Origin of the sequence: Lentzea xerophila, from assembly GCF_051094245.1 — a bacterium.
Lineage (GTDB): Bacteria > Actinomycetota > Actinomycetes > Mycobacteriales > Pseudonocardiaceae > Lentzea > Lentzea xerophila.
Map to the genome: position 1 here is coordinate 3,181,284 of NZ_CP194934.1, position 25,105 is coordinate 3,206,388.

Below are 25,105 nucleotides of genomic sequence, written 5' to 3' on the forward strand. Positions count from 1 at the left end.
CCGGCCGCGCGCTCAGCGGTTCGACGACGGGAACCTGCCGTCCGGAGTGCCGAGCGCGACCAGTTCCGTGTACTGGTCCTGCCACGACCGTTCGGTCGCGAGGAGGTCGGCGAGCCGCTGCACCCAGTTCTCGTCCACGGTCCGAGGGGTGCCGGTGGCCAGGTGGCGGGCGGTCTCCTCCCGTGCCTTGAGCCATTCGGACAGCGTGGGCTCCAGCGTGGGGCCGCCTTGTTCTTCCGACATGGATCCCGACACTACGCGCGGTGCTCACGCAGGACCGGGTTCGTTCGGCCCACCGCGGAGAAGACCGGTGAGCCCTCTCAGACCGGTTGATCGGTGACGGTCAGCGCCAGGTCCGAGTCGGTGACCGTGACGACGACGTGCTGGCCGCCGCGCAACTCGCCCGCCAGCAGCGCGCGGGACAGCCGCCGGTCGAGTTCCCTGGAGATGGTGCGGCGCAGCGGCCGGGCGCCGTACTCGGGCACGTAGCCGCGGGCCGCGAGCCAGTCGACGGCCTGGTCGTCCACGTCCAGCGTGATGTCCTGTTCGCGCAGCCGCTGGCGGGTGCGTTCGAGCAACAGCGCGGTGATCTGCCGCAGCTGGCCGGAGTCCAGGCCGCGGAACAGGATGATCTCGTCGAGGCGGTTGAGGAACTCCGGGCGGAAACACCGGCGGACCGTGGCCATCAACGGCTCGCGCAGCTGCTCGGCCGGGACGCCCGAGGTGGCCGCGGCGAGAAGCTGGTCGGCGCCGATGTTGCTGGTCATGATGATCACGGTGTTGGCGAAGTCGGCGGTGCGCCCCTGGGCGTCGGTGAGCCTGCCCGCGTCGAGCACCTGCAGCAGGGTGTTGAAGACGGCGGTGTGCGCCTTCTCGATCTCGTCCAGCAGCAGGACCGAGTACGGAACGCGCCGGACGGCGCCGGTGAGCTGGCCGGCGTCCTCGTAGCCGACGTACCCCGGCGGCGCGCCGATCAGCCGGGCGACCGTGTGCTGCTGCGAGAACTCGCTCATGTCGAACCGGATCAGCCGGTCCTGCGAACCGAAGAGCGCCTCCGCCAGCGCTCGGGCGACCTCGGTCTTGCCCACCCCGGTCGGGCCGAGGAACAGGAAGGACCCGATGGGCCGATGCGGGTGCTTGAGGCCGGCCCTGCCCTGGCGGACCGCGTCGGCCACCGCCTCCACCGCCTCGTCCTGCCCGACGATCCGCTGGTGCAGATGCTCCTCCAGGTGCAGCAACCGGTGCCGTTCGGCCTCGGTGAGCTGGGCGACCGGGATGCCCGTGCTGCGGGACACGATCTCGGCGACGTCGTTCGCCCCGACCTCGGGTGCGTTGGCCAGCGCGAGGCGAGCGGCCTCCAGGTCGGCGACCGCCCGGTCGAGCTCGTCGTCGAGGAACGGCACCTCCTCGTCCTGTGCGGCGGTCCTGTCCCGCTTCAGCCGGCTCACCCGCTGTTCGAGCCGCACCGGATCCGGTGGCATCGGGGACTTCTCCCGCAACCGGACCCGCGCGCCCGCGCGGTCCACCAGGTCGACCGCCTTGTCCGGCAGGAACCGATCGGTGACGTAGCGGGCCGACAGCTCCACGGCGGACACGATGGCCTCGTCCGTGATCCGCACGCCGTGGTGCGTCTCGTACCGGCTGCGCAGGCCGCGCAGGATGGCGATCGCCTCGTCGGCCGACGGTTCGGCGACCAGGATCGGCTGGAAGCGCCGCTCGAACGCGGCGTCCTTCGCGACGTGCCGCCGGTAGTCCTCCGCCGTGGTGGCCCCGATGACCTGGAGCCGTCCGGTCGTGAGCACGGGTTTGAGCATGTTCGCGGCGTCCATCGGCGCGCCCTCGGCACTGCCCGCGCCCACCACCGTGTGCAGCTCGTCGATGAACAGGACCACCATCCGGTTCGTCGCGGCCACCTCCGCGATGACGGCCTCCAGCCGTTCCTCGAACTCGCCCCGGTACTTCGCTCCGGCCACCATGCCCGCCAGATCGAGCGAGATCAGCCGCCTGCCACTCAGCGTGGCGGGCACGTCGCCACTCGCGATGCGTGCCGCGATGCCCTCGACGACGGCGGTCTTGCCCACTCCCGGATCGCCGATCAGGACGGGATTGTTCTTGGTGCGCCGGGACAACACCTCGAGCACCTCGTCGATCACGTCCTCCCGGCCGATCACCGGATCGAGCAGGCCGTCCCGTGCCGCGGCGGTGAGATCGCGCCCGTAGTGGTCCGTGCGTCTCGTCGCGGACGAGGGCTGCCCCGTCTCGCCGAACAGCTTTCCGATCAGGTCCTCCAGCGAGTTGGACCCGAAGCCGAACAGCCAGTCGTCACCACCCACGGCCTGTCACCTCCACCCGATCGAGGGACACCTCTGTCTCCGATCCTCCCCCTCGCGGCCCATGAGCACAGGCCAGGACGGGGCATCTTCGCCGGATGTCCGGGTGGGCGCCGTGATTGACCACGCCCGGTTCGCGGCGCTACGGTGTAACTAGTTTCATGCAACTAGTTACACAGAAGTGAACTGGGCTGCGGGAGGCGAGATGCGGGTTGTCGTGGTGGGTGCGGGTCTCTACGGAGCCGCGGTGGGAGCGGCACTGGCTCGTCGGGGTGCGGCGGTGACGGTCGTCGACGCCGGCGCGCCGGGTTCGGGAACCTCCGGCACGACGTTCGCGTGGGTCAACTCGCGCAACAAACAGCCGCTGATCTACCACGAGCTCAACGTCGCCGGAATGGCAGCGCACCGGCGGCTGGCGGCCGAGGTCCCGCCCAACGACTGGTACCACGGTGGCGGCGGCATCGAGTGGGGCGCCGACGAAGCAGCGCTGCACGCGAAGGTCGAGGCGCTTTGTTCACTCGGCTACGAGGCCACGTGGCTGACCCTTGCCGAGGCGCTGGAACTGGAACAGGGCATCGATCCGGACCGGGTCCCGGCCGGCGGGGTCGCGTACTTCCCCGGCGAGGCGTGGGTCGATCCCGCGCGGTTGATCGCACATCTGCTGTCCGGCGGTGTCGACGTGGTGGCTGACGACGCGGTGGCCGGGCTGGACATGAGCGGCGCCGTGGTGCGGGCCGTCCGGCTGGAGTCCGGGCGGGTGCTCGCCGCGGACGCGGTCGTGAACTGCGCCGGGCCACAGGCGGCCGGGGTGGCCGCGATGGCGGGGCTCGCGCTGCCGATGCGCAACCTGCCCTGCGTGCTCGTGTACACATCGCCCGTCGCGGTCCCGGTGTCGAGGGTGGTGCACGCTCCGGGTGCCCACTTGCGACCGGAGAGTGGCGGACGGATCCTGTTGCACTCCGGCGAGGTCGACCAGGGCGGGCAGGAAGCGGTCGACCAGCTGGTGCGTTCCGCCAGGTCGCTCTACCGGGGTATCCGGGCCGTCGAGAGCGTGCGCACGGGGGAGCGGCCGATACCCGGCGACGGGCTGCCGGTTCTCGGGCGGGCTGCCGACGTGCGCAACTACTTCTTCGCCGTGTCGCACAGCGGAGTGACGCTGTGCCTGCACGCGGGCGAACTCGTCGCCGCCGAGGTGCTCGGTGACGACCAGGACGACGCACTGGCGGCGTTCCGCTTCGAGCGGTTCCAGGAGTGGCGATGACGATCGTCGTGCGTGGCTGCGATCTGGTCGACGGCCGGGGCACCGAACCGCGGCACGGGGTCGACATCGTGATCGAGGGCGACACGGTCCGGGAGATCGCCGAGCCCGGCAACGGTGCCTACCCGTCGGCGGAAGTCGTCGCGGCGACGGGAATGCTGGTGATTCCCGGACTGATCAACAACCACACGCACGGCACGGCGTACGGTCCGCTGTTCCCCAGCGGTCATGAGCCGTTGCCGCTCGCGCAGGTGCACGCGAACCTCGACCGGCATCTGCTGGAGGGCACGACGACGCTGCTCTGCGTCGACGGGTTCATCACCGCGGAAGCGGTGGCCAGGACCGACGACGCGCATCCGGTCAACGTGAAAGCGGCCTCTTGTAACACACCCGCGTGCCTGGAGGCGGCGACCATCGCCGACGGAGGCGGGCTCACCGACGCGCACCGCGCGTTCACAGCGCGCCAGGCCGTGGCCGAAGGGGCGGTCGCGCTGGGTGAGATCGGCGCGGGACACACGCTCGGCGGTGGCGGGGCGAGCTACCTGTACATCCCCCAGGAGATCGCGCGGCGCACCGGCGTGACGGTGACGGCGTGGCAGGCCAACGAGATCAAGGTCGCGGTGCTGGGCCGGCACATCACCACCTCGGCGTTCGACCGCGACGCGGTGGAGGAGGCGTTGGCGGGCGCGGGACTGACCGGAAAGCTGTCGGTCGAGGACGCCCGCGAGATCGTGTCGGGAGTGGTGCTGCCTGCGTTCGACGTCGCGCTGCGCGGCTTGGCCGAAGCGGCTGACGAGGCTCGGGCTCTGGGTGTTCCGGTGCTCGTGCACAACGCGGCCGCGTCGATGACGCAGGTCGCCGCGATCGCCAGGACGGACGTGCGGATGATCGCCGGGCACTCCAACCACCCCAGCTTCACCACGCGGGAGGCCCTCGACCACGCGGAGCGGTTGAAGGAGCGGGGAGTGGTGATCGACGTGTCCATTCTGGACACGTTCGGCGGCCGGCGGCCGAACATGACTCCGGACCTGCTCTACGCCATGTTCGAGGCCGGCCTGGTGGACACGATCTCGACCGACTACGCGGCCGGCCACCACGACCCGATCCTGCTGGCGATCGACCGCGCCACCAAGGCGGGCGTGGTCGGTCTGCCCGCCGCGATCGCGATGGCCACGTCCACTGTCGCCGACGTGTTCCCCGGGCTCGCGCCCCGGCGTGGCCGGATCGTGCCGGGCGCGATCGCCGACCTGGTGGTGACCGACCCGGCGGCGCTGGAGAATGTCCGGACCGTCATGATCGGCGGCAGGATCGTCGTGCGGGAAGGCAGGCGGGTCACGGATGAAGCGAGTGACGATCGGTGACGTCGCCGCCCACGCGGGAGTGTCCACGGCGACGGTCTCCCGCGTCCTGAACGGCGGTCTCGTCGCCGAGTCGACGGCCGCCAGGGTGTGGGAGGCCACCGAGAGCCTCGGCTACAGCCCGAACGCGTTGACCAGGAGCATCTTCGCCGGGCGCTCCAGCACGATCGGCGTGGTCGTCCGGGACCTGAGCAGCCCGTTCTACCTGGACCTGATCCGAGGGATCGACGAGGTCGCCGCCGCCAACGACAGTCCCGTCATGCTGGCCAACACCGACCGCCGTGCCGACCGGGAAGCCGCCCAGGTGCGGGCGATGGACCAGCAACGGGTGCGCGGCCTGGTCATCACCGCCGACGAGACCGCGGACAGCCACGCACGGCGGATGGCGGAGAACGGCACGCCGTGCGTGATCATCGCGCGGACGGCGCCGGGTCTGCATTCGGTCAGCCTCGACGACGTCGCGGCCGGGCGGTTGATGGCTGGGCATCTGGCCGGCTGCGGCCGGTCGCGGGTGGGAGTCGTCAGTGGACGCGATCGGCCGACGCAGGTCAAGCGGGCGGAGGGGCTGCGGCAGGGGCTCGCCGAGCGTGGCCTGCGACAGCCCGAGGAAGTCCTGGTGGGGAACGAGGACGAGGTCGATGACGCGGTCGGCTCGTTGCTGCGGCGCAACGACACCGTCGTGTGCACGACCGGCCGGTTGACCGTGGCCGTCCACACGGCACTGACCGCACGAGGCCTCAGGATGCCCGACGACGTCGGGTTCCTGACCATGGACGACTTCCCGTGGGCGAGCGCGCTCGGCATCAGCGTGATCGCCCAGCCTTCGTACGAGATGGGGCGCAGGGCCGCGGAACTCGTCGTCGAGGAGCCCGCGGCCCCGGCCAGGATCGTCTTCCAGCCCACCCTGATCGCGCGCGGTTCCTGCTGATCGGGAGGCACGGACCCCACCGCGGCGGCCTGGCGTCACCTCCGCCAGAACAGGTGGTGGGTCACGCCGCTCGGGCTGGGCACGACGTCGAGGTGGAACCGGTCGAGCAGCTCGTCGGGCGTCTTCCACAGCCGCACCCCGGAACCGAGCTCGACCGGGGACACCGCGACGTGCAGGGTGTCGATGAGGTCGGCGTCGAGGAACGACCGGATGGTGGTGGCGCCGCCGCCGATCCGGACGTCCTTGCCCTGCGCGGCCTCTTTCGCGAGCCGCAGGACGTCGGCCGGGTCGCCGTTCACGAAGTGGAAGGTCGTGTCGGAGAGGGTGAACGACGGCCGTTCGTGGTGGGTCAGGACGAAGACCGGGGTGTGGAACGGCGGTTCGTCGCCCCACCAGCCCTGCCAGTCGTGGTTCTGCCAGGGGCCGCGGTGCGGGCTGAACTTGTTGGCGCCCATGATCTCCGCGCCGATGTTGTGGCTGAAGTCGCGCGTGAGGTAGTCGTCGAGGCCGCGGCTGCCACCGGGGTCGGTGCGGTTGGGCCAGCTCGCCGTGGCGCCTGCCCACGCGAACATGGTGCCGGGATCGGCGTGGCCGAACGGCCGTTCGAGGGTCTGGTCCTCACCCGCGCCGAACCCGTCCCGTGACACGACGAAGTTCTGGACCTTCACCAGCTGGGTCATGGGGCTTCCTTCCGTTCTTGGTCGATCATTGGACCGCGGCGGCCGCGCGAACTCATCGGTCCCGGCCGAAAAGATCATGCGCCTCCGTCGGATCGAGAACATCGCCCTCCCCAGAGGCGAATATGGTTATCATGTGCATATGGCTCTGACTGGCCGGTGTGGAGCGACAACCGAAGAGCGTGTCCTGTGACCGGCCCCTCGACGGCTGATCCCGCGGCGGCCGAGGCGGTGTTCGCGGCCGCGGAGCACGTGCTCCTGGACGCACTGCCGGTCGCACGAGTGGTGGCCGATGTCGGGCCGGGGTCCGGGACGTCCACGGTGCGGCTGGCGGAGCGTGCTGAGCGGGTGTACGCCGTGGACAACGACGAGGCGATGCTCGCCCTGGTCCGCGAACGCGCTGAGCGTGCCGGCGTGGGGGACCGGGTGCGCACGGTGGTCCACGACCTCGACGACGGGCCCGTTCCGTTGCCGGAACCTGTGTCGTTGATCTGGTCGGGCGCCTGTGTGCACCACGCCTTATCGTGGCAGGACGCGGTGTCCGGGCTTGCCGGGCTGCTGGAGTCCGGCGGGGTGCTCGCGCTGGGTGAGGGCGGGCTGCCGGCGAGGTGCCTGCCGTGGGACGTCGGTGTGGGCAGACCGGGACTCGAAGCGAGGCTCGACGCGGCGCACAACGAGTGGTTCACGGAGTGGTTCGAGAGCCGGGCGGGTTACGTGCGTGAGCCGCGGGGATGGCCGGAGTTGCTGAGGTCCGCGGGGCTGGTCGAGGTCACCAGCCGCAGTGCGCTGCTCGACGTGCCCGGTCCGCTCGGTGCGGACGTGCGGGAGGTCGTGCTCGCGGAACTGGCCGCGCGAGCCGGCCGGGCTTCCGCTTTCCTGGACGAGGACGACCGCGTGGCGTGGAAGGCGTTGCTCGACCGCGCGTCACCGGTGTGGCTGGGCGACCGCGACGACCTGGCGCTGCTCACCGCGCGGACGCTCCACATCGGAAACAAGGCATGGGGGGATCATGGCTGACGAACGGCAGGCCGGCATTCGTGGCGCGTTCGACGCCGCGGCGGCGGACTTCACCGCGCTGGGGCGGCATCTGTGGGACCCGATCGGCAGGACCGCGGTCGGGCTGGTGGATCCACGGCCTGGTGAACGAGTTCTCGATGCCTGCTGCGGTACCGGCGCTTCGGCGATTCCCTCCGCGCGGCTCGTCGGGCCTGCCGGGCTCGTCGACGCTGTCGACCTGTCCGCACCGATGGTCGAGGAGTTGCGGCGGTTGTCGGCGGACATTCCTGTGCTGCACGCTCATCAGGCCGACGTGACCACCTGGGAGCCGGACGGCTACGACGTGGTCCAGTCCGCTCTCGGCATCTTCTTCTTCCCCGACATGACGGCCGGAACCGAGCACCTGATCAGCCGGGCACGCCCCGGTGGGCGGGTGGTGTTCACCATCTGGCGCGGGGACTCGATGGCCGTGGCCGGCCGCCACATCGGGCGTGCCGTCGCGGAGGTCATGGGCACCCCACCGCCCGCACCGCGTCCGCCCCACCTGGTCGACCGGATCAACCAGGCCGACACCTACGCGGCCTGGCTGACCGAGCGGGGGCTCGCCGACGTCGGAGTGACGGTCAGCGAACTGGCGCTGCCGGTGACTCCCGAGGTCGCCTGGCTGGTCGTCGTCGGGTCCGGCTTCCGCGGGGCGCTGGCCAAGGTGCCCGAGGACGCGGTGGACGCGGTGCGCGAGACCTACCTGGCGTCGCTGCGGGACGGCGGTGTGACGGAGTTCGACGCCACCACCCTGATCGGCACCGGGCGCCGGGCGTGACCAGGACCGGCCCGGTCGAGTCGCCGCCTCCGCGCTGACGACGTCCCATCCGCCGAAGTCCAGGAGCGCGGCCGGGTTGCCGCCGATGACCTCGGACCAGATCGTGGACACCGCGTTCGGCGCCGCCGCGGTGTCGCGGAGGAGCTGCTCGATGGAGGGGGCCACTCTCGTGGATTCCCGACGCGCGCTGGTGTTGGGGCGGTGTCCTGATGCTCACCTGAGCGACTCCGGTGCCGCGCCACGTGATGTACGCCTCGTGCGTAGATGCAAATGATTGTCATGAGCTAACGTCGGCGTGTTGCCGCTCTCATGACAGGAAGCCTCATGCATCACCGCGCATTCCGGACCGCCGCCGGACTGACCGCCGTCTCGGCCCTCCTCGCCGGATGCTTCGCCTCCGGAGCGGATGGGACGGCGGGTTCGGCCGGAGAGCGCAGGATCAAGCTGGCCATGATGCAGCCGCCGCGGTCCGGCCTGTCGCCGTTCAGCGACGACGCGTTCAAGCTGTCCCGCTGGTCCACCGCGGAGACGCTGGTGACGCTGGACGACAACGGGGACGCCCTTCCGGGGCTCGCGACCGAGTGGAAGCGCACCTCGGACACCGCCTGGGAGTTCACCGTCCGCGGCGGCGTGAGCTTTCACGACGGCAGCGCCCTGACGCCGGCGGTCGCCGTGAACACGCTCACCAGGGCGACGAAGGCGGTGCCGAAACCGCGCATCCTCGACGGCGTCACGCTGACCGCGTCGGTGGCGGGGGAGAAGCTGGTCGTCACGACCGCGACGCCGGATCCGCTGTTGCCGCAACGGTTGTCGTCACCGCAGCTGTCCATTCTGGCCGAGAGCGCGTACGCCGCGGACGGCAAGGTCAACCCGGTGGGCACCGGCAGCGGGCCGTTCAGGCTGGTGCGGGTCGGCGGGACCACGAGTGCCACCCTCGACCGCCACGACGGGTACTGGGGTGAGAAGGCGAAGGCCGCGGGGATCGACGTGTCGTTCGTGCCGGACGGCACCGCGCGGGCGGCCGCCATCCGCAGCGGAGAGGCGCACATCGCCGAGGCCGTCCCGGTCTCGCAGGCGGCGCTGCTCGATCCGGGGACCATCAGCGAGGTGCCGATGCCGCGCACCAACACGCTGTACCTGAACACGAAGTCCGGGCCTTTCGCCGATCCCGCGAAGCGGGCCCTCGTGCGCGAGACGATCGACGGCGGCCAGCTCGTCGGCAGCGTCTACGAGAACCGCGCCGACGTCGCCAAGGGGCTGCTCGGGCCGGCGCTGCCGTGGACGGTGCAGGCCCGGCAGGAGGTGACCGGCCGGATCGCCGCCGGTCGGGCGGATGGTGCCACGATCACGCTGGCGACCTTCACCGACCGCGCGGAGCTGCCCGAGGTCGCCTCGGTCGTCCAGCAACAGCTGCAGGACGCGGGGTTCACGGTGAACCAGGTCGTGCGCGAGTACGCGCACATCGAGCAGGACATGCTCGCGGGCAAGTTCGACGCGTTCATCCTGTCCAGGGCGACCGTGCTCGACTCGGGTGACCCGGTGGCCTACCTGAAGTCGGACTTTACCTGCGCCGGCTCGTTCAACATCGCGCGGCTGTGCGACGAGAACGTCGACCGGGCCGTGCGCGAGGCGGAGGCCGCGGAGGCCGGTGATCAGCGTCGTGCGGCGATCCTCGCGGCGGAGGCGGCGGTGCTGCGCACCGACGCCGCCATCCCGATGCTGCACGAACGCGTCATCCAGGGTGACGCCACCACGGTCGCCGGCTCCGTGAAGGACCCGCGCGAGCGGGCGCTCGTCACCGCGGCCACGCACCTGAAGTGAGGGCCGGGTCGATGCGCGGGCACGCCGGAGTCGTGCTCGCCCGGCTCGGCGCGCTCGGGCTGATCAGCGTCGTGATCGGACTCCTGCCCTGGTTGTCCGGGCGCGATCCGGCGCTGTCGGTGCTGCGGGCGCGGTCGGCCGAGCAGGAGCCCACGCCGGAAGCGCTGGACGCGGTGCGCCGGCAGCTCGGGCTCGACGCCGGTCCCGTCGACATCCTCACCGGCTGGGCGTGGGGACTGGTGCGCGGCGACCTCGGGCGGTCCTGGATCAGCGGTGCCGAGGTGTTGCCGGCCGTGCTGTCCAGTCTCGGCGTGTCGCTGACGCTCATGGGCGCGGCGGTCGTCGTCGCGCTCGTTGTGGCGTCCGCGTTGTGCGTGCCGGGCTTGCTGCGGGGCGCACGCGGCGATGGCGCCGGAGCGACCGGAGGTGCGGGTGCGGCGTTGGCCGCGCTGCCCGAGTTCCTTTTGGCGGCGGTGCTGCTGGTGGTCCTGTCGGTGTGGCTGGGCTGGTTCCCGCCGTACGGCTGGCACGGCCCGCAACACCTCGTGCTGCCCGCGCTCGCGCTCGGCATCCCCGCGGGTGCGGTGCTGGGCACGTTGTTCGCTGACGCCGTCCCCGCTGTTCTTCGCGAACCCTGGGTCGCCGTGTGGCGGTCGTGGGGCTGCGGCCGATCGGTTCTCGTTCGTGGGGTCGTGCAGCGTGCCCTGCCTCCGCTGCTGCCGCAGGCCGGTCTGGTGCTGGTGGGCCTGACCGGCGGCGCTGTGGCGGTGGAAGCGGTCTTCGCGGTTCCCGGCATCGGCCGGGCGGCGCTGGGGGCGGCGCGCGCGCAGGACGTGCCGATGTTGCAGGGGTGTGTGCTCGCGCTCGTGCTGCTGGGTCTCCTGGCCGGTGCCGTGGTCGGTGGGGTGCGCCGGCGCCTGCTGGGACCCGCGTTGCGGGATGCCTCCCTTGCACTGCCCGCCGTCGTCCGATGGGCACCGACCAGGTGGCACGTCGCGGTACCCGTGACGACGGCGGCGCTGACGGCGGCGGTGATCGGCTGGGGCCTGCTGCGCGACCCTCTGCGGATCGACACGGCGGCCCGGCTCGCGGCGCCGAGCTGGACGCATCCGCTGGGTACGGACGGGCTCGGCCGCGACGTCCTCGCACGGGTCGCGCACGGCGCACCGGCGACGATCGGTGTCGCTGTCGCGGTCTGCGCGTGCTCCTACGTCGCCGCCGTCGCCATCGGTTTCCTCCCCGGTGTGACGCGCGGTGCCGCGGAAGCCGCGAACGCGATGCCGCCGGTGATCGCCGGCATCCTCGTGGCCGCGGTGCTGGGCCCCGGCACGATCGGCGCCTCGCTCGCCGTCGCACTGGTCTCGTGGCCCGCCCTGGCCGCGCACGCCGCCGCACTCGTGGAGCAGACGCGAGCCTCGACCCACATCACCGCACATCGCGCACTGGGCGCGACACCGTCGTGGATCGAGCTCCGGCACGTCCTGCCCGCCGTCGCCGGTCCGGTCGCCCGCAACGCCGTGCTCCGGCTTCCCGGCATCGCGCTGGCCTTGGCCTCACTGGGTTTCCTCGGACTCGGCACCCAGCCGCCCGCGCCCGAGTGGGGCCTGATGCTGGCCGAGTCGCTGCCCTACGTCGAGCGGGCGCCGTTCGCGGCGTTGACCCCCGCCGTGATGCTGCTGCTGGTCGCCGTTCTCACCATGTCGTTGTCCGCCCTGCTCTCCTCGGGGGTCGTTCGTCGTCCACTCAGGACCTCCAGGCCCGCTTGCTCAGCATCCGCATCCCGTTGAGCGCGACCAGCACGGTCGACCCCTCGTGCCCGGCGACGCCGAGCGGGAGGGGGAGCGTGCCGAACAGGTCCCACGCGGACAGCACGACGATGAACGCGCCGGCGATCGTGAGGTTGGCGATCACGACCTTCCTGGCCCGGCGGGCCAGCGTCAGCAACTCCGGGACGACGGTCAGGTCGTCGCCCACGACCACGGCGTCCGCGGTGTCCACGGTGAGCGCGGAACCCTTGCGCCCCAAGGCGATGCCGCTGTGCGCCGTCGCGAGCGCGGGGGCGTCGTTGACGCCGTCTCCGACGAACAGCACCCTGCCCTCCATCTCGCTGACCGCCCGCACTTTGTCCTGGGGCAGCAGCTCCGCGCGCACGTCGGTGATGCCGACGGCGTCCGCGACGTCGCGAGCGGCGAGGTGGTTGTCCCCGGTCAGCAGCACCGGGCTTCGTCCAGTGAGGACACTGAGGGCACGAACGGCCGGTTCGCTGGACGGGCGGAGCCGGTCGGCCAGCTCGATGACACCGACCTGACGCTCGTCGACGGTGACGACGACCGCGGTGTTGCCGTTCGGTGCCGAGTCGGCCCGGTGCACCGAGACGACGTTCCGTGCGACGCGGGCCGACACCCCGATGCCCGGCGTGGCCCGGAAGTCCGTGGCGGATGCCAGTGCCAGACCACGGTGCCGCGCGGCCTCGACGATCGCGCGGCCGATGGGGTGCTCGCTGAACTGTTCGGCCGCGGCCGCCAGGGCGAGCACGTCGTCCTGGCTCTCGTCCGTGGTGATGCCGACGACCTGTGGTGTGCCTTCGGTGAGCGTGCCGGTCTTGTCGAACGCCACGGCGTCCACTGTGCCCAGCTGTTCCATCGCCACCGCGGATTTCACCAGCACGCCACGCTTTCCGGCGTTGGCGATCGCGGCCAGCAACGGCGGCATGGTGGCCAGCACCAGCGCGCACGGGGAAGCGACGATCATGAAGGTCATCGCCCGCAGCAACGTCGGTTCCAGTGCCGCGCCGAAGAGCAGCGGCACCCCGAACAACGCGAGCGTCGCGGCCACCACGCCGAACGAGTAGCGCTGCTCGACCTTCTCGATGAACAGCTGCGTCTTCGCCTTCGTGGCGGACGCCTGCTCGACCATCGTCACGATCCTCGCGATCACCGTGTCCCTGGCGGGGCGGGTGACGCGGACGTGGAGCGCGCCGGTGCCGTTGAGCGATCCCGCGAACACCTCCGAGCCGGGTTGTTTCGGCACGGGCAGGGACTCGCCGGTGATCGACGCCTGGTCGGCCTCGCTGCGACCGGACACGACCACGCCGTCCCCGCCGATCCGTTCACCCGGCCGCACGAGGATCTCGTCACCGATCCGCAGCGTCGCCGCGTCCACCTCGCGTTCGCCGTCGTCCGGCAGCAGGAGGGTGGCCCGTTGCGGTGCGAGGTCGAGCAGCCCGCGCACGGAGTCGGCGGTCCGTTGGGTGAGCACGGCCTCCAGCGCGCCGGAGGTGGCGAAGATGACGATCAGCAGGCCACCGTCGACCACCTGGCCGATCGCGGCCGCGCCGATCGCGGCGACGATCATCAGCAGGTCGACGTCGAGGGTCCGCTCGCGCAGCGCCCCGATCCCGGCGAGCGCGGGTTCCCAGCCACCGGCGGCATAACACCCCAGCAGCAACGCCCACCAGCTCCACGACGGCCCGCCGGCGAGGTTGACCGCGAGTCCGGCCAGGAACAGCGCGGTGGCCACGGCCGCCCATCTGACCTCGGGGAGGGTGAAGGCGGAGCGGTGCCGAAGTGGTGGTGTGTGCTGGGGCGCGTCCACGGCAAGCGTCGAAGTCACGCCCAGCACCATACAGGAACATCTGAAGACCTCTTCATGTGTTCACTGAGTAGGATGCTGTCATGGGTCACGGAGTCGAGGGCAGGGCCACACCGCCGGCACAGCTGGACGCGGAGTCGGCGGCGACGGTGGCGGCCACGCTCCAGGCCCTCGCGACGCCGAGCCGCCTGCGCATCCTGACCCGGCTGCGGCACGGCGCCTGCCCGGTCGGCGAGCTGGCGGAGGCCGTGGACATGGAACAGTCCGCGGTGTCGCACCAGTTGCGGTTGCTGCGCGCGCTCGGACTGGTGACGGGGACGCGTCAAGGCCGCAGTGTGGTGTACAGCCTGTACGACAACCACGTCGCGATGTTGCTCGACGAGGCCGTCTATCACATCGAACATCTCGGTCTCGGCGCCACCGACGACATCGACGGCACTGCTTGAGCTGCTTCGTCGTGTGCCGCGTGCACGCGGTCGAGGTGTGTCCCAGACCGCGTGCCCCGCAGGTTATCCAGGCGCGAGCGTCACGGCGTGGCCGGTACGGGGTGCCCTTCCGACGCCTGCACGACGACGATGCCCTGACCCGACAGCGCGAGCTGGTACGCCTCGCCCGAGCCGCGTCCGATGACGGCACCGAGCTTGGCCGTCTTGCGGATCGAGGACTGCAGCGAGGTGGACCACAGGACGGCGGACTGCATGTCGACGTACGTCGGCACGTCCACGTTCAGCACGACCGGCGTCCCGTAGGCGGTGACGGCCAGCGACCCGGTGCCCGTGAACGTGGTGTTGAACAGGCCGCCGCTGAGCATCGACGCGCCTTCGGTGCGGTTGATGTCCCACTTGAGCGTGCTGTCGAAGGCGAGCACGTTCTTGCCGTTCACCGTGACGCCCTCGTTTTCGAGGTGCAGCACGAAGATCTCGTCGGCGTCCTGGGCGAGGAACACGTCGCCGCTGCCGGACACCTTCATCAGCGACATGCCCTCACCGGTGAAGGCCTTCTTGAACAGCTTGCCGAGGCCACCGGCGCCTTCGTAGGCGAAGTCGACCTCGCCCTGGTAGGCGACCATCGATCCCTGCTTGGCGAAGAAGAACCCGCCGCTGCCGGTGAGGTCCACCTTCAGCATGCGTTCGTTCTGCAGTTGGAAGCTTCCCGGCTCTACGGACCGTTCTTCGTGGTTGAACAGTGAGCTGCGCATGCACAGATGATGCAGGCGATCAAGCGCACGCGTGTACCTGGGGCTGGGAACAGGGTTCGGGCGTGGCGGAGTGCCTTGCTCGGCAACAGGATCAGCGCGGCGGAACGCCCAGGTCGAGCAGGGGCAGGGTGAGGCGGAAGCAGGCGCCCTCGCCCAGGGTCGTGTCGAGTTCGACGTCGCCGTCGTGGGCACGGGCGAGGGCGCGGGCGATCGCCAGGCCGAGTCCGGCGTTGGCGCCGTCCGCGCGGTTGCGCGAGTGGTCGGCGCGGTAGAAGCGGTCGAAGACGCGTGCCGCCTGGTGCGCTGCCAGTCCTGGACCTTGGTCCGCCACCTCGAGCACCGCGCGGCCGTTCGCTGTGCCCACGCCGATGCGCACCGCGGTGCCCGGTGGGGTGTAGGTGACGGCGTTGCCGATCAGGTTGGTGACGACCTGACGCAGGCTGTCCTCGTCGGCGTGGACCGGGGCGGGGCCAGGCGGTCCGATGCCGCCGGGGCCGGTGAGCTCGACGGGGCGGGACGGGTCCAGGCCGCGCAGGTCGTGCCGGGCGTCGCCGGCCAGCGTGCGCAGGTCCATCGGGGTGGCGTCCAGCTGGGCCTCCGGCGCCTCGTCCAGCCGGGCCAGCAGGAGCAGGTCCTCGGTGAGGCTGGTGAGCCGGGTGGCTTCGCGGTCGATGCGGAGCATCGCCTGATCCACGTCGGCGCGTTCGGGCATCGCGCCCATCCGGTACAGCTCGGTCGAGCCCTTGATGCCGAACAACGGGGTGCGCAGTTCGTGGCTCACGTCCGAGAGGAACGTGCGCATCCGCGCCTCGGCCGCGGCCCGGTCGGCGAAGGCCTGTTCGAGCTGGCCGAGCATGGTGTTGAGCGAGGTCGACAGGTGCCCCACCTCCGTGGTCGGCGCCGCGAGGACGGGCACGCGCCGGGTGAGGTCCCCGTCGGCGATCGCGGCGGCGGTCTGCTCGATCCGGCGCAACGGCCGCAGCCCCCGGCCGAGGGCGAACCAGCCGACCGCGGTCAGCAGCATGAGCAGCACGGCGCCGCTGATCAGGCTCGTCGCCCGGAGCCGGGCGGTGGTGGCGTCGGCTGCGGCCAGCGATGCCGCGACGACGACCGTCCCCTCCCTCTCGGTGGTCGGCCGCGCGGCCGCTCGCCAGCGTTCCGAACCGTCCGCGGCGCGCAGGTCGACGGGCTCGCCGTCGGTGGGCACGGACCGCAGTTCGGCCGGTCCGGGCACGGATGCGATGTCCAGCCGGCTGGGGTGCAGGCCTCCCACCACCGCGCCGTTCGCGTCCAGGTACACGAGGTACGGCGCGCCGACCAGGCGCAGGGCGGGGTCGAGGAGGTCGGGGCGGGTCGTGGTGCCGACGGCGCCGAGCGGCCCGGTGGCGGGTGCGCGGGAGAGGATCTCGCCGAGTGAACGCAGCTGAGCGTCGATCCGCTCCAGCTGGTAGCGCTCCAGCTGTTCGGACACGACCGCGCCGACCAGGCCCAGCCCGGCCAGGAGCAGACTCGTGGTGAGCAGCAACAGCCTGGTCCGCAGGGAAAACCTGCCCAGTACGCGCCTCACCCCGCGGATTCCCGCATCACGTACCCGACGCCGTGCACGGTGTGGATCAGCTTCGGGTCCTCGGCGTCGACCTTGCGCCGCAGGTACGAGATGTAGGTGTCCACGATGCCGGCGTCACCGCCGAAGTCGTAGCGCCACACCCGATCGAGGATCTGCGTCTTGGACACCACGCGCCCGGCGTTCTCCATCAGGTAGCGCAGCAGCCGGAACTCCGTGGGGGAGACGCGGACGGGCAGCCCGGCCCTGGTCACCCAGTGGCCCTGGGTGTCGAGTGCGAGCGCGCCCACGGTCAGCACGCCCTCCCGGTGGCCGGAGGTGCGGCGCAGGATCGCCCGGATGCGGGCGATCAGCTCCTCCAGGTCGAACGGCTTGGTCACGTAGTCGTCGGCGCCCAGGGACAGGCCGGTGACCTTGTCGGCCTTGCGGTCCCTGGCGGTGAGGAAGAGGACGGGCACGGGTCCGCGGTGGCCCTCCGCGCGCTGCTCACGCAGCCGCCGGACCACCTCGAACCCGTCCACGTCGGGCAGCATCACGTCGAGCAGCTCGAGGTCGGGCGGTTCCTTGATGGCCGCGGCGACCGCCTCGGCGCCGGTCGCCGCGGACGTCACCTGGAACCCCGCGAAGCGCAGTGTCGCGGACAGCAGTTCGCGCACCGTGGCTTCGTCGTCCACCACCAGCAGCGTCGTCACCGGACCCGATCCTCGCGCGCCTTCCACGCAGGCCACGATACGGACGCCAACCTGAGAGTCCCCTCGACGAGCAGGCTGCCCACGAGCCCCGCCACGGCGCCACCCACGCTTCCCAGTGCCACCACGGCCAACGGGTTCGCCGCCACCGATGCGTCGAGCAGTGACAGCGAGAGTCCGAACGCGTCGATACCGAGCCGCACCGACACCCGTGACAACCACGCCAGTACTCCCAGCGCCACCCCCACCACCGCGCCCAGCACCGCGGCACGGCGCAGCAGTCCACCGGACCGGCCACCGGGCAGGGCGACGACGACGCCGAGAGTCAGCAGCACGGCAACCGCCACCCACGTCAGCGGCCCACCCGGCGCGGGTGGCGCGACACCGTCGAGGACGCACGCGAGCGCGCCGTCCGACCTGACCGTCCACGGCACTCCCAGCCCGAGCGACAGCACGCCGAACACGACCAGCGGCAGCAGGAGCAGGACACCGCCCGCCACCGCCGGACCGCCCAGCGCCCACGCGAACAGCACGCCGGCGGCGGCGAGCCCGCACACCGTCCACAGTGGACCGCGCAGGGCGGGCCGGAACCGCGCGACCAGCCCGCACACGCCGACGACGGCGAGAACCCAGCCCACCGCCCCGATCCACACCGCCCCGGTGGGCACGGAGAACCCGACGCCGATCGCGTCGAGGGCTCCGGCGCGACCGAGGGGCGAGACCGCGGGCAGTCCGCAGACGCCGGAGGCCCCACCCGGTGCCGCACCAGCGGGTGGCGTCACCGTCCCCCGGGCCGCCGTCGCGACCGCCACCACGCCGGCGGGGAAGACCACAGCCGCTGCCGCGCCGCGGACGAGCAGCCCGTCACGGTGGCGCAGCAGCAGCCATCCCAGCACCACGGCGCCGACCAGCGTGACCCCCGACGGAACCACACCGATGCCGCCCTGCACGGCGAACGGCGCGTCACCCGCCGAGTCGGTGCCGAACTCGGCGGAGCCACCCACGGCCAGGGCGACGACGGCCGCCGTCAACCGGTCCAGCCCGCCCACCCGGCCGGCGTCGAGCAGCAGCAGCCCGGCCGCGGCGGTACCCGCCATGGCGGCCAGTGCGGCGACCGCCGCCGTCACGCCCCGCCATATGTCCTGCCGCGTCGCCATCACACGTCACGGCGGTGGAAGACGACGAACGCGGCGGCCAGCACGGCGGCGACACCGAGACACATCCCGCCCAGGTTCAGCCAGGGGTTCGGATAGGCGGGATCCGGCACCGTCGTGAACACCGCGGCGGCGCCCAGCGTCGGCCAGAAGTCGAGCAGGCCCTCGAACCACGAGGGGAACATGCCCGCCAGGCCGGGCACGATGAATATGATGCCCACCAGCGTGGTGAGCGCGCCCGCCGTGGCGCGCATGATCGTGCCGAGGCCGATCCCGAGCAGAGCGATCGCCGCGAGGTAGAGCCCGCCACCCGCGACGGCGGAGAGCACACCGGCGTCACCGAGCTGTGCGTGCGGCACGTCCTGGCCGGCGTAGAGCGCCTGGCCGAGGAAGAAGACGGCGAACATCAGCGTCTGGCCCGCCATTACAGCGACGGCGGTGGCCACCGCCACCTTCGCCGCGAGCAGCCGGTGCCTGCGCGGGGTGACCGTCATCGACGTCCGGACCAGCCCGGTCGCGTACTCGGAGGTCACTACCAGCGTGCCGAGCACGCCGATGATCAACTGGGCCACGAGGTAGGCGGTCAGGCTGCCGTTGGTGGGATCCCACGCCAGCCGTTCGGCGGCCGACGCACTCGCGTAGACCTCGCCCGCCCGGCTCGTCGCGAGGAACGTGATGCCGAGCCCGACCCCGAACAGGCAGGCAAGCGTGTACCAGGTGGAACGCAGGCTGCGCAGCTTGACCCACTCCGCGTGCAGCGTGTGGCCGAAGGACACCCGATGCGTCGGCCGGCTCATGCGGTCACCCCCTGGTACTCGACGCTGTCCTTGGTCAGCTCCATGAAGGCGTCCTCCAGCGAGGGCCGTTGCGGCGTCAGTTCACTGAGCACGGTGCCGTGGTAGGCGGCGAGCTTGCCGATCTCCTCGCCGTCCAGGCCGGAGACCACCAGTGACGAGTCGGGCCCTTCCCGCACGGTCGCGCCGGTCGCGGTCAGCTGGAGCGCGAACGCGGCGGGATCGAGCGTGCGGACGAGCACGGTGCCTCCACCCTGGCCGCGCAGGAACTCGGCCATGCCCGTGTCGGCGATGAGCCTGCCGCGGCCGATCACGACCAGATGGTCGGCGGTCTGCGCCATCTCGCTCATGAGGTGACTGGAGACCAGCACCGCGCGCCCCTCGTGGGCCAGGGAACGCATGAAGTCGCGGATCCAGCGGATGCCCTCGGGATCGAGCCCGTTCACCGGCTCGTCGAAGATCAGTATCCGCGGGTCGCCGAGCAGCGCCGCCGCGATGCCGAGCCGCTGCCGCATGCCGAGCGAGAACCCACCCGCACGCTTGTGCGCCACGCTTTCCAGCCCGGTGCGGGCGAGCACCTCGTCCACCCGGCGCCGGGGCAGGCCGTTGCCGACGGCGAGCGCCAGCAGGTGGTCGCGAGCCTTCCGCGCGCCGTGCACCGCACCGGCGTCGAGCAGCGCGCCGACCTCGGTCAGCGGCACGGGCAGATCGCGGTAGCGGCGTCCGCCGACCGTGACCGAGCCGCTGGTGGGCGCGGCCAGCCCGAGGATCACCTTCATGGTCGTGGACTTGCCCGCGCCGTTCGGCCCGAGGAACCCGGTCACCTGTCCGGGCTCGACCGTGAATGACAGGTCGTCCACCACGGTGTCGAGACCGTACCGCTTGGTCAGCCCCCGTACGTCGATCATCGTCATGGGTTCGAGCTTGGAGACCCGGCCTGACCGATCCCTGGGAGTTCCTGTGAGAACCCGGAGAATCCCGCTTTGGATCACCGTCGGGGCGGCGCATTCACAGGGAACACCCAGATCCGGGGTGGTGTGCGGCCCAGCGTGGTCGACAACACCCATGTGATCGGCCATACAGGCGGAGCAGGTCGCGGAGGCCTGATGGAGCCGACTATCGGCGCCGCTGACCGCGGGCGCCAGAACGTCCCGGACGCCGCCGGGAAACGGCACCCGATTCAGAAAGCTGGCTCGGTCAACTCGGTCGTGCGCATAGCCGGCCTGAATTCGAGCCGCGATGGAGCCGACCATGGACTGCAAGTGCGGCAAGGGTTCGACGTCGTCGTCGCTGAAAGGCAGTCCGTGCGCACCTCGACGGCATGAACCACCTCGGACGATTTCGGCCACCCTCGTTTGCTCGAAGGTGAGGCGGGACTTGCACCGCATCTTCCTTGTGGCCGCGCTGGCGGTATACGCCAAATGCCACCTTGATGTGTCCATTTGGAGTAGTGGCACGGTCGTCTCGCCCAGATGAGGGTGATCTAGGATACGGCGATGAATCCGGATCAGCCACGAAACAGGGGTGTTCGAGCCGAAGTTCATGTCTTTTCGTGCGCGCTTGTGGCCAGTCCGGTTACGACCATGACGCACGGGCCGTGGTGCTGAACCGCAAATCGTGTCGGTGCCGGGTCTTGGCGTGCCGATCCCGCTTTGCCTCGGCCGAGTTGGGGCGGTCCGCTGTTCGCGCAGGTTCGAAGGCTGATCGTGATGCGTGCCCGCCGGCTTCCGGAATCCCGTTCTCGTCGCGACGACGTTCCACATGCGACAGCCGGTGGCAGGCCGAAGCGCTCGGGATACGGCCGGGCCGCTGGTCCGTCCGCCGGCGGACCGGCTTAGTGTGTCAGGCGGCCTTCCAAGGGGTCGCGGTTGACGGATCGTTGTCGCGGCGCATCTGTCCTCTCTCAGCACACAGAAAGGAGTGCGGGTTTGAACATGAGCACGCCGCGCACAACGCGGAACGGTGAGCCGATCCTGTTAGCAGACCCGGAAGTGCACGAGATGCCGGTGCTTGACAACGGCGAACCCTTGGTGTCGCTCGACTTCGCCCCCTCTGTGCTGGTCCGCGCCGGGCTGGCCGACCGCCTGCGTCGGGCGAGGGCGAACCTTCCCGCCGGAGTCGACTTCCTGGTGGTCGAGGGTTATCGGCAGGCCGCGAGCCAGCTTGCGATCATCGAGCGCTACACGGCCGAGCTGCGGGAGTTCCATCCGCACGCGGACGCTCATGAGCTCGCTCGCCTGTCGAGCCGGTTCGTCGCCCCGATCGCGGTCGCCCCGCACGTTGCCGGTGCGGCGGTCGACCTCACGCTGGTCGACCGCGATCGCGTGGAACTGTGGATGGGTACGGTGGTGGACGCCACACCCGAGCAGAGCGGTGGCGCTTGCTGGCTCGATGCCGAGGTGGATCCGGTGGCTCGTCGCAACAGGACGATCCTGGCCGAGGCGCTGGAATCCGCCGGACTGGTCAACTATCCGACCGAGTGGTGGCATTGGTCCTACGGCGACCGGTACTGGGCGTTGCAGACGGGTGCCGCTCATGCCCTGTACGGACCGGTCGCAGCGGCGGTCTCGTGAGCTCCCTCGCAGTCGACGTCCAGCAGACGCACGCGGGACCGGTGCTGCACGTCGACCTCACCGCGGTGGCGGCCAACACGCGCCATTTCGTCGAGGCGACCCCGGCAGCGGTGATGGCCGTCGTCAAGGCGAGCGGATTCGGGCACGGATTGCCCGCCCTCGCGACGACCGCGCTCGCCAGCGGTGCGACGTGGATCGGGGTCACCTCGATCGAGGAGGCCGTCGAGGTGCGCGGCGCCGGCGTCAGGGCGCCCGTGCTGAGCTGGCTGAACCCGGTGGACGTGGACACGCTCGCCGTGCGGCGGTACGACATCGACCTCAGCGTGCCGAGTGTCCACCACCTGGCGGCGATCGAGGAGTCCGCCGGGCCGCCCATCCGGATCCACCTCCAGCTCGACACCGGGATGGCGCGGGACGGCGCCGCGCCCGAGGAGTGGTTCGCGCTGATGAGTGCGGCGAAAAGGGCAGAGGTCGCGAAAAGGGTGAAGGTGGTCGGCGTGATGGGACATCTGCCGATGACCGACTCACACTCGGCTGGTCTGCGTGCGTTCGAACGCGGGGTGCAGATGGCGCGGCAATCCGGCCTGCGACCTGCCTTCCGCCACTTGGCATCCACCAGCGCCACACTGACCGACCGGCGCACGCACATGGATATGGTGCGGATCGGCGCCGGTCTGGTGGGAATCGACCCGTCCGGCACCACGAACCTGCGTGGCGGACTGACGCTCACCGCGCCGGTGGTGCAGGTGCGGCGGGTGCGCAAGGGGACCGGCGTGGGCTACGGACATACCTACGTCACGAGCCGCTCGACCACCTTGGCGCTGGTGCCGCTCGGATACGCGGACGGGGTGCCCCGGCTCGCCTCCGGACGAGCCGAGGTCTGGCTGGCTGGACGGAGACGACCGGTGGTGGGCCTGGTGTCCATGGACCAGATCGTGGTGGACATGGGTGACGACCCACTGGTGCCGGGCGCACAGGCGACTGTGTTCGGACCAGGCGACAACGGTGAACCGACGGTGGAGGACTGGGCTCAATGGGCAGGAACCATTCCGCACGAGATCATGACCGGGATCGGTCCGCGGGTGCGCAGGGTGGTCAGGTGACGAAGGTCGCGGTGATCGGTGGCGGCCGGAACTGCGAGCACGACGTGTCACTGGCGTCCGCGGCCGCGGCGCGCGCGGCTCTGGACCCTGCCAAGTACGAGGCCGTCGAAGTGACGATCGGACGCGACGGAGTCTGGAGCGGACCGGACAACCGGCGTCTCGGCGACACCGAGGCGAGCAGTCTGGCCGCCGCGCTCGAGGTGCTGGCCGGCTGCGACGTCGTGCTGCCGATGGTGCACGGTCCCATGGGAGAGGACGGGACACTCGCGGCGCTGTGTGATCTCGCGGGGATTCCTTACGTGGGCTCACCGTTGCGTGCGGGCGCGATCGGCATGGACAAGCACGCCACCAAGCTCATCGCCGAGGCGGTCGGCGTGAACACCGCGCGGGGCAGGGTGGTCACCTCCAGGTCCACTGTGGAGTTCACCGGCCCGGTCGTGGTCAAGCCGATCGCCGCGGGATCCAGCTTCGGCGTTCAGCTGGTGCGGACCGCGGACGAGTTGGAACCGGCGGTGCGCGCGGCACTCGAGTTCGACGAGCGGGTCCTGATCGAGGAGGTGCTCGTCGGCAGGGAGGTGGACGTCGCGGTCCTGGACGACCCGGACGACGGCCCGCTGGTCGGACCGCCGCTGGAAATCCTGGTGGCGGACGGGTTTTTCGACACCGCGGCCAAGTACGACGGAGGCGCGCGCTTCGTGATCCCCGCGCAGCTGGACGACGTGGAGCGCAAGGCGCTGAGCGAAGCCGCTCTGCGGGTGTACGAAGCGCTGGGGTGCCGTGGTGTCGCCAGGGTCGACTTCTTCCTCACCGAGAAGGGCCCGGTGCTCAACGAGGTCAACACGATGCCGGGAATGACCTCGGAGTCCCAGGTGCCGAAGATGTTCGCGGCGATGGGCATCTCCTACGCGGACCTGCTGGACCGCATGATCCGCGCTGTGAGGGAGCGATGAGCGGACGTATCGCCGGTCTGGACGTTCTGCGCGGCATCGCCATTCTGCTGGTGATGCTGCGCCATGCCTGGCCCGACGCGTTTCCCGGTGCCGGAGTCACGGGCGTGGTCGTGTTCTTCACGCTGAGTGGCTACCTGATCACCGGTGTCCTGCAGAAGGAGCTCCAGACCAAGGGGCGCGTCAACTTCCGGCGTTTCTACGCACGGCGAGTCCGCAGGCTGCTGCCCGCACTCGTGGTGCTGGTCCTCGTCTTCGCGGTGGTGACCGTAGCGTTCGACCCGCTGGACGAGCTCGCGCTTCTGCCCGCCACGGTGGCGGTGCTCCTGACGTTCACCGGCAATCTCCCGATCGCCGAGATCAGCCCGGCGGCGTTCCACGGGTGGACACTCGCCACCGAGGAGCAGTTCTACCTGCTGTGGCCCGCACTGCTGGCCTTCACGTGGGTGCGCGGCCGCGTCGGTGCCGCGTTGCTGGTGACGGGACTGGGGGCGATGGCCGCGTGCGTGGCGACGCTGGTCTGGCTCTGGCCGCATGCCGACAACGCCTACGCCCTGCCGACCTCGTGGTTCGTCTGCTTCGTCATCGGCGCGACCGTCCGCCTGCGCGGGAAGAACGTGCCGCGGTGGTCCGTGCCGGTGGCACTGGTCGTGCTCGTCGTGCTCTCCGTCGTGCCGTTGCGGGGCCATGCGTTGACGTACCTCGTCGCAGGTCCCGCGATCGCCTGCGCCACGGGCGTGCTGCTGCTGTCCTGGTCGCGGTGGAACCAGCTCGACCGGTTCTCCCGCGCTCTCGCCGCCCTCGGCACCCTGTCCTACGGCGCCTACCTGTGGAACTACCCGCTGACGCTGTGGCTGAGGCCGGAACTCGGCGGCTTCGCCGGGCCGGTCGCCGCGGTGCTGACCGTCGTGGCCGCGTACCTGAGCTGGAAGTTCGTCGAAGAGCCGGCGATGAAGTGGCGCCGGAACTCGCAGAAGACCGGTTCTCCGCCGGACGAGCCGGTGGTGCTGACCGCGCAGAACGAGTCGGAGGAGAAGGCCGTGGCGTCCGGGTCGTGGCCGCGTCGGCAGAAGGGTGATCTCTGGTCCTGACGGACCGGTTTGCCGCCGCGCTCCTGACTGGCGCCGTGACTGGGTTCCGGCCTCGGTTGAGGTAGCGCACCAGGAGGTTGGCGGTGCCGCGGTGTTCCCGGATCCCGGTCGGGGTCCGGGGGACCGCACCGCGGCGATCGGTCCATGCCCTCCGATCGCCGGCCTTCGCGGAGAACATCGCCGGCCGTGGGAACGACCTGGCCTGTGACTGCG

The 25,105-nt window shown here is 71.0% G+C and carries 23 protein-coding genes; 13 read left to right on the plus strand and 10 right to left on the minus strand.

Going from position 1 to position 25,105, the window contains the following annotated elements:
- Positions 1-12: 12 nt before the first annotated feature.
- Both ACRSBM_RS15410 and ACRSBM_RS15415 read right to left on the minus strand, forming a co-directional pair.
- The gene (locus ACRSBM_RS15410) at positions 13-243 is read right to left on the minus strand and encodes a hypothetical protein (RefSeq protein ID WP_434444067.1); all 231 of its coding nucleotides are present in this window, start codon (positions 241-243) and stop codon (positions 13-15) included.
- Positions 244-320: 77 nt separating this feature from the next.
- Complete coding sequence (locus tag ACRSBM_RS15415) at positions 321-2,333, minus strand: ATP-dependent Clp protease ATP-binding subunit (RefSeq protein ID WP_434444068.1); 2,013 nt, start codon at positions 2,331-2,333, stop codon at positions 321-323.
- A gap of 202 nt (positions 2,334-2,535) precedes the next feature.
- Between ACRSBM_RS15415 and ACRSBM_RS15420 the strand changes: the two genes are divergently transcribed.
- Genes ACRSBM_RS15420 through ACRSBM_RS15430 form a run of 3 tightly spaced genes read left to right on the plus strand, consistent with a single transcriptional unit; the run spans position 2,536 to position 5,874 of the window.
- A complete protein-coding gene (locus ACRSBM_RS15420) occupies positions 2,536-3,591 on the plus strand; it encodes an NAD(P)/FAD-dependent oxidoreductase (protein ID WP_434444069.1) in 1,056 nt (351 codons plus the stop codon).
- Positions 3,588-4,949, plus strand: coding sequence for an amidohydrolase family protein (locus ACRSBM_RS15425; protein WP_434444070.1), 1,362 nt, complete (start codon positions 3,588-3,590; stop codon positions 4,947-4,949). The genes ACRSBM_RS15420 and ACRSBM_RS15425 overlap by 4 nt, the downstream gene beginning before the upstream one ends.
- Complete coding sequence (locus tag ACRSBM_RS15430; protein ID WP_434444071.1) at positions 4,927-5,874, plus strand: LacI family DNA-binding transcriptional regulator; 948 nt, start codon at positions 4,927-4,929, stop codon at positions 5,872-5,874. The genes ACRSBM_RS15425 and ACRSBM_RS15430 overlap by 23 nt, the downstream gene beginning before the upstream one ends.
- A 35-nt stretch (positions 5,875-5,909) precedes the next feature.
- Here ACRSBM_RS15430 and ACRSBM_RS15435 read toward each other — a convergent pair whose 3' ends face one another.
- A complete protein-coding gene (locus ACRSBM_RS15435) occupies positions 5,910-6,554 on the minus strand; it encodes a dihydrofolate reductase family protein (protein ID WP_434444072.1) in 645 nt (214 codons plus the stop codon).
- A 186-nt stretch (positions 6,555-6,740) separates the two neighbouring features.
- Here ACRSBM_RS15435 and ACRSBM_RS15440 point away from each other — a divergent pair, with 186 nt between their 5' ends.
- From ACRSBM_RS15440 to ACRSBM_RS15455, 4 genes are all read left to right on the plus strand, one after another.
- A complete protein-coding gene (locus ACRSBM_RS15440; RefSeq protein ID WP_434444073.1) occupies positions 6,741-7,568 on the plus strand; it encodes a class I SAM-dependent methyltransferase in 828 nt (275 codons plus the stop codon).
- Complete coding sequence (locus ACRSBM_RS15445) at positions 7,561-8,367, plus strand: class I SAM-dependent methyltransferase (RefSeq protein WP_434444074.1); 807 nt, start codon at positions 7,561-7,563, stop codon at positions 8,365-8,367. The genes ACRSBM_RS15440 and ACRSBM_RS15445 overlap by 8 nt, the downstream gene beginning before the upstream one ends.
- Positions 8,368-8,691: 324 nt before the next feature.
- On the plus strand, positions 8,692-10,188 hold the full coding sequence (locus ACRSBM_RS15450; RefSeq protein ID WP_434444075.1) for an ABC transporter substrate-binding protein: 1,497 nt from the start codon (positions 8,692-8,694) through the stop codon (positions 10,186-10,188).
- Between the two features lie 11 nt (positions 10,189-10,199).
- The gene (locus tag ACRSBM_RS15455) at positions 10,200-11,975 is read left to right on the plus strand and encodes an ABC transporter permease subunit (RefSeq protein ID WP_434444076.1); all 1,776 of its coding nucleotides are present in this window, start codon (positions 10,200-10,202) and stop codon (positions 11,973-11,975) included.
- Here ACRSBM_RS15455 and ACRSBM_RS15460 read toward each other — a convergent pair.
- Entirely contained in the window at positions 11,932-13,812 is a 1,881-nt protein-coding gene (locus ACRSBM_RS15460; protein WP_434444077.1) for a heavy metal translocating P-type ATPase, read from the minus strand. The two genes, ACRSBM_RS15455 and ACRSBM_RS15460, sit on opposite strands and share 44 nt — an antisense overlap.
- Before the next feature lie 50 nt (positions 13,813-13,862).
- On the opposite strand from ACRSBM_RS15460, the gene ACRSBM_RS15465 reads away from it, so the two are divergent.
- Complete coding sequence (locus tag ACRSBM_RS15465; protein ID WP_434444078.1) at positions 13,863-14,225, plus strand: ArsR/SmtB family transcription factor; 363 nt, start codon at positions 13,863-13,865, stop codon at positions 14,223-14,225.
- Positions 14,226-14,305: 80 nt separating this feature from the next.
- Here the strand turns inward: ACRSBM_RS15465 and ACRSBM_RS15470 are convergent, their stop codons facing one another.
- The 6 genes from ACRSBM_RS15470 to ACRSBM_RS15495 form a co-directional block, all read right to left on the minus strand.
- On the minus strand, positions 14,306-14,977 hold the full coding sequence (locus ACRSBM_RS15470; RefSeq protein WP_434444079.1) for an AIM24 family protein: 672 nt from the start codon (positions 14,975-14,977) through the stop codon (positions 14,306-14,308).
- Between the two features lie 91 nt (positions 14,978-15,068).
- Positions 15,069-16,544, minus strand: coding sequence for an ATP-binding protein (locus tag ACRSBM_RS15475; protein ID WP_434444080.1), 1,476 nt, complete (start codon positions 16,542-16,544; stop codon positions 15,069-15,071).
- Positions 16,541-17,233: a response regulator transcription factor gene (locus ACRSBM_RS15480; protein ID WP_434444081.1), complete on the minus strand. Its 693-nt coding sequence runs from the start codon at positions 17,231-17,233 to the stop codon at positions 16,541-16,543. Before ACRSBM_RS15480 ends, ACRSBM_RS15475 begins: the two co-directional genes overlap by 4 nt.
- Entirely contained in the window at positions 17,230-18,387 is a 1,158-nt protein-coding gene (locus ACRSBM_RS15485; RefSeq protein ID WP_434444082.1) for a streptophobe family protein, read from the minus strand. The genes ACRSBM_RS15480 and ACRSBM_RS15485 overlap by 4 nt, the downstream gene beginning before the upstream one ends.
- Complete coding sequence (locus tag ACRSBM_RS15490; RefSeq protein ID WP_434444083.1) at positions 18,387-19,181, minus strand: ABC transporter permease; 795 nt, start codon at positions 19,179-19,181, stop codon at positions 18,387-18,389. Before ACRSBM_RS15490 ends, ACRSBM_RS15485 begins: the two co-directional genes overlap by 1 nt.
- Positions 19,178-20,086 carry an ABC transporter ATP-binding protein gene (locus ACRSBM_RS15495; RefSeq protein ID WP_434453090.1) on the minus strand — a complete coding sequence of 303 codons (909 nt, stop codon included), beginning with the start codon at positions 20,084-20,086 and terminating at the stop codon, positions 19,178-19,180. The genes ACRSBM_RS15490 and ACRSBM_RS15495 overlap by 4 nt, the downstream gene beginning before the upstream one ends.
- Before the next feature lie 141 nt (positions 20,087-20,227).
- On the opposite strand from ACRSBM_RS15495, the gene ACRSBM_RS15500 reads away from it, so the two are divergent.
- From ACRSBM_RS15500 to ACRSBM_RS15520, 5 genes are all read left to right on the plus strand, one after another.
- Positions 20,228-20,503 (plus strand): hypothetical protein, encoded by a 276-nt coding sequence (locus ACRSBM_RS15500; protein ID WP_434444084.1) that lies wholly within the window; start codon positions 20,228-20,230, stop codon positions 20,501-20,503.
- A gap of 675 nt (positions 20,504-21,178) precedes the next feature.
- Positions 21,179-21,751, plus strand: a complete 573-nt coding sequence (locus tag ACRSBM_RS15505; RefSeq protein ID WP_434444085.1) for a M15 family metallopeptidase — start codon at positions 21,179-21,181, stop codon at positions 21,749-21,751.
- Positions 21,748-22,854, plus strand: coding sequence for an alanine racemase (alr, locus tag ACRSBM_RS15510; protein WP_434444086.1), 1,107 nt, complete (start codon positions 21,748-21,750; stop codon positions 22,852-22,854). The genes ACRSBM_RS15505 and alr overlap by 4 nt, the downstream gene beginning before the upstream one ends.
- Complete coding sequence (locus ACRSBM_RS15515; protein WP_434444087.1) at positions 22,851-23,804, plus strand: D-alanine--D-alanine ligase family protein; 954 nt, start codon at positions 22,851-22,853, stop codon at positions 23,802-23,804. The genes alr and ACRSBM_RS15515 overlap by 4 nt, the downstream gene beginning before the upstream one ends.
- Positions 23,801-24,892, plus strand: coding sequence for an acyltransferase family protein (locus ACRSBM_RS15520; RefSeq protein ID WP_434444088.1), 1,092 nt, complete (start codon positions 23,801-23,803; stop codon positions 24,890-24,892). The genes ACRSBM_RS15515 and ACRSBM_RS15520 overlap by 4 nt, the downstream gene beginning before the upstream one ends.
- The last annotated feature ends 213 nt before the right edge of the window (positions 24,893-25,105 follow it).

What these genes read in the sequence shown, in the direction of transcription:
- ACRSBM_RS15410 (WP_434444067.1), bottom strand. Translation starts at nt 243, where the DNA reads ATGTCGGAAGAACAAGGCGGCCCCACGCTGGAGCCCACGCTGTCCGAA.
- ACRSBM_RS15420 (WP_434444069.1), top strand. Translation starts at nt 2,536, where the DNA reads ATGCGGGTTGTCGTGGTGGGTGCGGGTCTCTACGGAGCCGCGGTGGGA.
- ACRSBM_RS15425 (WP_434444070.1), top strand. Translation starts at nt 3,588, where the DNA reads ATGACGATCGTCGTGCGTGGCTGCGATCTGGTCGACGGCCGGGGCACC.
- ACRSBM_RS15430 (WP_434444071.1), top strand. Translation starts at nt 4,927, where the DNA reads ATGAAGCGAGTGACGATCGGTGACGTCGCCGCCCACGCGGGAGTGTCC.
- ACRSBM_RS15435 (WP_434444072.1), bottom strand. Translation starts at nt 6,554, where the DNA reads ATGACCCAGCTGGTGAAGGTCCAGAACTTCGTCGTGTCACGGGACGGG.
- ACRSBM_RS15445 (WP_434444074.1), top strand. Translation starts at nt 7,561, where the DNA reads ATGGCTGACGAACGGCAGGCCGGCATTCGTGGCGCGTTCGACGCCGCG.
- ACRSBM_RS15450 (WP_434444075.1), top strand. Translation starts at nt 8,692, where the DNA reads ATGCATCACCGCGCATTCCGGACCGCCGCCGGACTGACCGCCGTCTCG.
- ACRSBM_RS15455 (WP_434444076.1), top strand. Translation starts at nt 10,200, where the DNA reads ATGCGCGGGCACGCCGGAGTCGTGCTCGCCCGGCTCGGCGCGCTCGGG.
- ACRSBM_RS15460 (WP_434444077.1), bottom strand. Translation starts at nt 13,812, where the DNA reads ATGGTGCTGGGCGTGACTTCGACGCTTGCCGTGGACGCGCCCCAGCAC.
- ACRSBM_RS15465 (WP_434444078.1), top strand. Translation starts at nt 13,863, where the DNA reads ATGGGTCACGGAGTCGAGGGCAGGGCCACACCGCCGGCACAGCTGGAC.
- ACRSBM_RS15470 (WP_434444079.1), bottom strand. Translation starts at nt 14,977, where the DNA reads ATGCGCAGCTCACTGTTCAACCACGAAGAACGGTCCGTAGAGCCGGGA.
- ACRSBM_RS15485 (WP_434444082.1), bottom strand. Translation starts at nt 18,387, where the DNA reads ATGGCGACGCGGCAGGACATATGGCGGGGCGTGACGGCGGCGGTCGCC.
- ACRSBM_RS15490 (WP_434444083.1), bottom strand. Translation starts at nt 19,181, where the DNA reads ATGAGCCGGCCGACGCATCGGGTGTCCTTCGGCCACACGCTGCACGCG.
- ACRSBM_RS15495 (WP_434453090.1), bottom strand. Translation starts at nt 20,086, where the DNA reads ATGATCGACGTACGGGGGCTGACCAAGCGGTACGGTCTCGACACCGTG.
- ACRSBM_RS15505 (WP_434444085.1), top strand. Translation starts at nt 21,179, where the DNA reads ATGCCGGTGCTTGACAACGGCGAACCCTTGGTGTCGCTCGACTTCGCC.
- ACRSBM_RS15520 (WP_434444088.1), top strand. Translation starts at nt 23,801, where the DNA reads ATGAGCGGACGTATCGCCGGTCTGGACGTTCTGCGCGGCATCGCCATT.